Origin of the sequence: Diaphorobacter ruginosibacter, from assembly GCF_040396215.1 — a bacterium.
Taxonomy (GTDB): Bacteria; Pseudomonadota; Gammaproteobacteria; order Burkholderiales; family Burkholderiaceae_C; genus Diaphorobacter_A; species Diaphorobacter_A ruginosibacter_A.
This window is the reverse complement of sequence record NZ_JBEBOW010000189.1, coordinates 1-5,244: the sequence shown is the minus strand read 5'-3', so window position 1 is coordinate 5,244 and position 5,244 is coordinate 1. Positions and strand designations below refer to the sequence as shown.

Here is a 5,244-nt window from a genome sequence, read left to right as displayed (position 1 = left end):
GCTTTGGGAGCAGAGGGTCGCGAGTTCGAATCCCGCCGCTCCGACCATCATTGAAATGCCCTGGATCAAATTGGTCCAGGGCATTTGTTTTATGGGCTGTGGCTCCCTGTCTGCTCGGTGGATGCCCTATCGGCACGCAGCGCTTCAGACTATGTCGCGTTCGGCCTTGATGCGTTGCAACAATGATTGCCCTTCGAATGTGATGTCCTGGACGATGGCATCGCCCTCGACACCCGGCGCTGGAATGTCTGCCTTGATCAATTGGGCGGCTCGAAGAATGCGGAGCTTGTCTATGGACGTGGATCCAGAGATGGTTCTTGGTACGCCTTGTTTATCAATATCAATCAGTAGTTCTATAGGCATAAAACCGGAGGTTTGTGAATGGCGGGTAAATTATTCCAGAGCCCGCGCATTCTTGTCTTAGATTAAATTGGATGTCAATCTGCGGAAACAGTCCTATGAAACATGGGTGAATCCAACCCCCGCGTTCTGGCTGAGTGGGCGTATTCCCTGCGGATAATGCGAGGCATCATGAGTTCTACTTTGCTCCCAGGCAAGCCTCGCTTTCCGCGCTACGACGTGGTGGATGCGTTACGCGGTGCGGCGATGATCTGGATGACGGTCTTCCATTTCTGCTTCGACCTCTCGCACATGGGCTGGTGGAGGCAGGATTTCCTGGGCGATCCTCTCTGGACGCGGCAGCGCGTGGTGATCGTGAGCCTGTTCCTTTTTTGTGCCGGCCTTGGCCAATCCATCGCTTACGTGCAAGGTCAGAGCTGGGCGCGCTTTGGCCGCAGGTGGCTGCAGATCGCATTGGCCGCCTTGCTGGTGTCCGCCGGCTCCTGGCTGATGTTTCCGCAGAGCTTTATTTACTTCGGGGTGTTGCACGGTATCGCCGTCATGCTGGTGATCGTCCGGCTGACGGCTGGATGGGGATGCTGGCTATGGTTTGCAGGCGCCCTGGCCATGGCGCTGCCGTGGCTGGCGAACGGGTGGCTGAGCGGCGCGGGTTCGGACTGGGCCAGCGCCATGAACGGGCGTGTGCTGAACTGGCTTGGGCTCATTACCGTCAAGCCCTATACGGAAGACTACGTGCCGGTTTTCCCGTGGCTGGGCGTCATGTGGTGGGGCATGGCGGGCGGGCAGTGGCTGCAGCGCAACAGGGCGGGGTGGCTGAGCAGGCCGCTTGGGCGGACAGGGCGCTGCATGGCCTTGCTGGGCCGCTGGAGCCTGAGCTATTACCTTCTGCATCAACCAGTGATGCTGGCGGTGTTGGCGGCAGTCGCCTGGGGGCTTGGGCGATAGGGCGCGGGCAGCGGGGCAGGTTGGTTGCCGAAAGACCGCCTCAACAGAAAAAGAAAAATGGCCTAGTATCTACCGAGCCATTTTTGCATTTTGTAGTAATTTCTCGTGTCGGGAATTACTGGATCTTGGCCTTCGAGCGCAGTTCTTCCTGGAAGGTGGCCAGTTTCTGTTGCTGCAGCTGCTGGGCGATCTGCGGCTTCACTTCCTCAAGCTTGGGCAACTGGGCGTCACGCATGTCGTCGACACGAATGATGTGCCAGCCGAATTGGCTCTTGACCGGCACATGGGTCATCTCGCCCTTCTTCAGCTTGACCATGGCTTCGGTGAACTCGGCCACGTAGTTGCTGGGGCTGGCCCAGTCGAGGTCGCCGCCACGCGCGCCGGATCCGGGGTCCTTGGATTCCTTCTTGGCCAGGTCTTCGAACTTGGCGCCCTTCTCGATCTGGGCGATGATGGACTTGGCCTGATCCTCGGTTTCCACCAGGATGTGGCTGGCCTTGTATTCCTTGCCGGAGTTGGCGGCGACGAACTTGTCGTATTCCGCCTGGATTTCAGCGTCGGTGACGGGATGCTTCTTCTGGAAATCGGCGAACAGTTCGCGGATCAGAATGGTCTGGCGGGCCAGTTCCATCTGCGCCTTGTAGTCGGCGGAACCTTCCAGGCCGGCCTTCTTGGCTTCCTGCATGAAGATTTCGCGGGCGATGACTTCTTCCTTGATCTGTGCCTCGACCTCGGGCGTGATGGGGCGGCCGGAACGCTCCACCTGCTGCTTCAGTGCCTCCGCGCGTTCCTTGGGAACCGGCTTGCCGTTCACGATGGCGAGATTCTGTGCGGAAACGGGCAGTGCCACGGCGCCGAGCAGCGCGGCGGCCACGAGGCCGGACATGAGCTTTTTCTTCATTGGAAATCCAAAAAAAGGAGAATATTTCTGCAGAACTCGCATTCTGCGCCCGGCCTTGGCCGGTGTGGGTCAGAGAATTTCAATGGCAATGGCGTGCGCGCCATTGTCGATGAACACCTGCAGCGAATCATACACAAGCCGATGCTTGGCAACTCTGGATTTTCCCTCGAACAGCGGCGATGCGATGCGGACCCGGAAGTGCGTGCCGAAACCCGTGCCGTTGGCTCCGGCATGGCCGTCATGCAGGCCGCTTTCGTCGATCACTTCCAGTTGGCCGGGCGAGAGTTCGCGCTCGAGCAGCTCCCGCATGTTGTGCGCTGTAACGGCGATCATTGCTTGACATCCTCCACCTTGACGGCTTCCTCTTCCTTGACGTGGCGGCTCAGGTAGATGGCCTGGGCGATGACGAAGACGATCATCAGCCCCATGCCGCCGAACAGTTTGAAATTCACCCAGGTATCGGTATCGAAGTGGAATGCGACCCAGAGGTTGAGCGCGCCCATCACCGCGAAGAAGCCGGTCCAGCCCCAGTTGAGATTTTTCCAGACGGGGTCGGGCAACTGGATCTGCGCGCCCATCAGGCTGCGGATGAAGTTCTTCTTGAAGAACAGCTGCCCGGCAAGCAGCGCCAGGCCCATCACCCAATAGAGCACCGTGGGCTTCCATTTGATGAAGTTTTCATCGTGGGCCAGCAGCGTTGCGCCCCCGAACACCACGATGATGGCCAGACTGATCCATTGCATGGGCTCGGTCTTGCCGGTTTTCACCCGCATGTAGGCGAGCTGCGCCACGGTCGCGGCGATGGCCACGGCCGTTGCAACGTAGATCCCCGACACCTTGTACGCAACGAAGAACAGGATGATGGGAAAGAAGTCGAGTAACAGTTTCATGAAATTGTTATTTCTTGGGGTCGAAGTCCAGGGATGCGGAATTCATGCAATAACGCAGCCCGCTCGGCGCGGGACCATCCGGGAATACGTGGCCGAGGTGCGCGCCGCATTGCGCGCACACGGTTTCCACGCGTGCCATGCCGTGACTGTAGTCCTCGATTTCACGGATGGAGCCGGCAATCGCCTCGGAGAAGCTGGGCCAGCCGCAGCCCGCGTCAAATTTGGTGCCCGAGTCGAACAACTTGGCTCCGCAGCAGATGCAGTGATAGCTGCCGTCGGCCCAGAAGGCCTCGTATTTTCCGGTGAACGGGCGCTCGGTCGCCGCGTGGCGCGTGACTTCATAGGCGCGCGGCTCCGCGCCTTTGTCGCGCAGGGCCTGCTGCCATTCGTCGTCGGTTTTCTTGATAGGAAAGGTCATGAAGAGCAACTGATGGATATGTGGGACGCCCAGTCGGGCGGAAAATCCGCGAGGCTGTCGCGTCCCGGGTGTTCATCGAAGGGCGTGGCCAGGATCTCCTGAAGTGTATTCACAAGCGAGAAATCCCCTTGCGCCGCCGCGCGTATCGCCATTTCACCCAGGTGATTGCGCAGCACGAACCGTGGATTGGCCTTCAGCATGTCCGCGCGTGCGGCGCAGCCGGGCTGCCTGTCCAGAAGCCCGAGGTAGGCGGTTATCCAGCGGTCGGCGGCTTCGCGCTGCAGGAACAGGTCGAGCACCGGTGTGAAAGCCTCGCTCCCGGCCGGGCCTGCCGCATCGTTCACTGCATGCGAGAGCCGGCGCCAGAAGATGGTGTAGTCCGCCGCGTCCTGCGCCATGAGGCTGAAGAGCGACTGCAGCACGTCGACGAATTCCTGCGCCTGGACGGCCGATGGCGGCAGTCCCATCTTGGCGGCCATGCGCAGCTTGAATTCATGGGCGAACACTTCGGGGTAGCTGGCGACGGCAAAACGCGCGGTTTCCACCTCGCCGATGAGGGGCAGCAGCGCCTGGGCGAGGCACAGAAGGTTCCAGTAAGCCACGCTGGGCTGCTGATCGAATGCGTAGCGGCCCTGGCTGTCGCTGTGATTGCAGATGTGGCCTGGCACGTAGGCGTCGAGAAACTGGAACGGTCCGTAGTCGATCGTCAGGCCCAGAATGCTCATGTTGTCCGTGTTCATCACGCCGTGGCAGAAGCCGGCGGCCTGCCACTGGGCGAGCAGCGCGGCGGTGCGTTCGCTCACGCGATGCAGCAACTGGGCGTAGGTGTTGCCGTTCAGCGCCTGCCCGTTGCGGCAATCAGGATAGAAGCGGTCGATCACATGATCGGCGAGTTTTCGAAGGGATGCCCCGTCTCCCCGCGCGGAAAAGTGCTCGAAATGGCCAAAGCGGATGAAGCTGGGGGCCACGCGCGTCACGACGGCAGCGGTTTCGGGCTGCTCGCGGTACACCGGATCGGGCGAGCCGATCAGCGCCAAAGCGCGCGTGGTGGGAATGCCGAGCCCATGCATGGCCTCGCTGCACAAATATTCGCGGATGGAAGAGCGCAGCACCGCGCGCCCGTCGCCCATGCGGGAGTAGGGCGTGCGCCCGCTGCCCTTGAGCTGCACCTCCATGCCGCCGGGCGTTTCGCCCAGCAGGATGGCGCGCCCGTCGCCGAGCTGGCCGGCCCACACGCCGAACTGGTGCCCGCTGTATACGGTGGCGATGGGCTGCGCGTCACCGACGACCGCATTGCCGCTCAGTACCTGGAGGGCGTCGTCGCCTTGCAGCCATTGCGGATCGATTCCGGCGAGCCTTGTCACGTCGTCGTTGCGGGCGATCCAGTGGGGCCGCGACAACGGCACCGGGCGCAAGGCGGTATGAAAACCCGGGCCGAGCCCGGCGAAGTCCGCCGTGCGCAGCCAGGGCTGGCTGGCGGGGGCGGGCGCGGAAAGGGGAGGAGAGGTGCTTTCGCTATCCTGGGGCATGGGGCGATTGTCTCTTCAGGGCAGATTACCTGCTTGGTTGAAGGCCATACCGAAGGCCATGCGGATCCGCTGCCCTTGGGTCATGGACGAGATCCTGAATGAGAATTCAAGCACCAAAGTGACAGCGAAATGTAAGTGGCGGCGGGAATCATCGTTAGGATGTAGCCCCATGAAGAATTCCGCGCACCGCCGTGCCGTGCC

Annotated in this window: 8 protein-coding genes; 1 reads left to right on the top strand and 7 read right to left on the bottom strand. The window is 61.2% G+C overall.

Features of this window, described 5'->3' with window-relative positions; genetic code table 11:
- Positions 1 to 144: 144 nt before the first annotated feature.
- Positions 145 to 363, bottom strand: a complete 219-nt coding sequence (locus ABWP92_RS16320) for a hypothetical protein (protein WP_353236461.1) — start codon at positions 361 to 363, stop codon at positions 145 to 147.
- Positions 364 to 531: 168 nt separating this feature from the next.
- Here ABWP92_RS16320 and ABWP92_RS16315 point away from each other — a divergent pair, with 168 nt between their 5' ends.
- Positions 532 to 1,305, top strand: a complete 774-nt coding sequence (locus tag ABWP92_RS16315; RefSeq protein WP_353236460.1) for a heparan-alpha-glucosaminide N-acetyltransferase — start codon at positions 532 to 534, stop codon at positions 1,303 to 1,305.
- A 115-nt stretch (positions 1,306 to 1,420) separates the two neighbouring features.
- Here ABWP92_RS16315 and ABWP92_RS16310 read toward each other — a convergent pair whose 3' ends face one another.
- The 6 genes from ABWP92_RS16310 to ABWP92_RS16285 all read right to left on the bottom strand — a co-directional run.
- A complete protein-coding gene (locus ABWP92_RS16310) occupies positions 1,421 to 2,206 on the bottom strand; it encodes a peptidylprolyl isomerase (RefSeq protein ID WP_353236459.1) in 786 nt (261 codons plus the stop codon).
- 69 nt (positions 2,207 to 2,275) lie between these two features.
- Positions 2,276 to 2,539, bottom strand: a complete 264-nt coding sequence (locus tag ABWP92_RS16305; protein ID WP_353236458.1) for a BolA family protein — start codon at positions 2,537 to 2,539, stop codon at positions 2,276 to 2,278.
- Entirely contained in the window at positions 2,536 to 3,096 is a 561-nt protein-coding gene (locus ABWP92_RS16300; protein ID WP_353236457.1) for a septation protein A, read from the bottom strand. Before ABWP92_RS16300 ends, ABWP92_RS16305 begins: the two co-directional genes overlap by 4 nt.
- Before the next feature lie 7 nt (positions 3,097 to 3,103).
- Positions 3,104 to 3,514 carry a peptide-methionine (R)-S-oxide reductase MsrB gene (msrB, locus tag ABWP92_RS16295; protein ID WP_353236456.1) on the bottom strand — a complete coding sequence of 137 codons (411 nt, stop codon included), beginning with the start codon at positions 3,512 to 3,514 and terminating at the stop codon, positions 3,104 to 3,106.
- A complete protein-coding gene (locus tag ABWP92_RS16290; protein WP_353236455.1) occupies positions 3,511 to 5,043 on the bottom strand; it encodes a protein adenylyltransferase SelO in 1,533 nt (510 codons plus the stop codon). Before ABWP92_RS16290 ends, msrB begins: the two co-directional genes overlap by 4 nt.
- A gap of 15 nt (positions 5,044 to 5,058) precedes the next feature.
- Positions 5,059 to 5,244 (bottom strand): hypothetical protein (locus tag ABWP92_RS16285; RefSeq protein WP_353236454.1); only part of this gene is annotated, 186 nt, incomplete at its 5' end.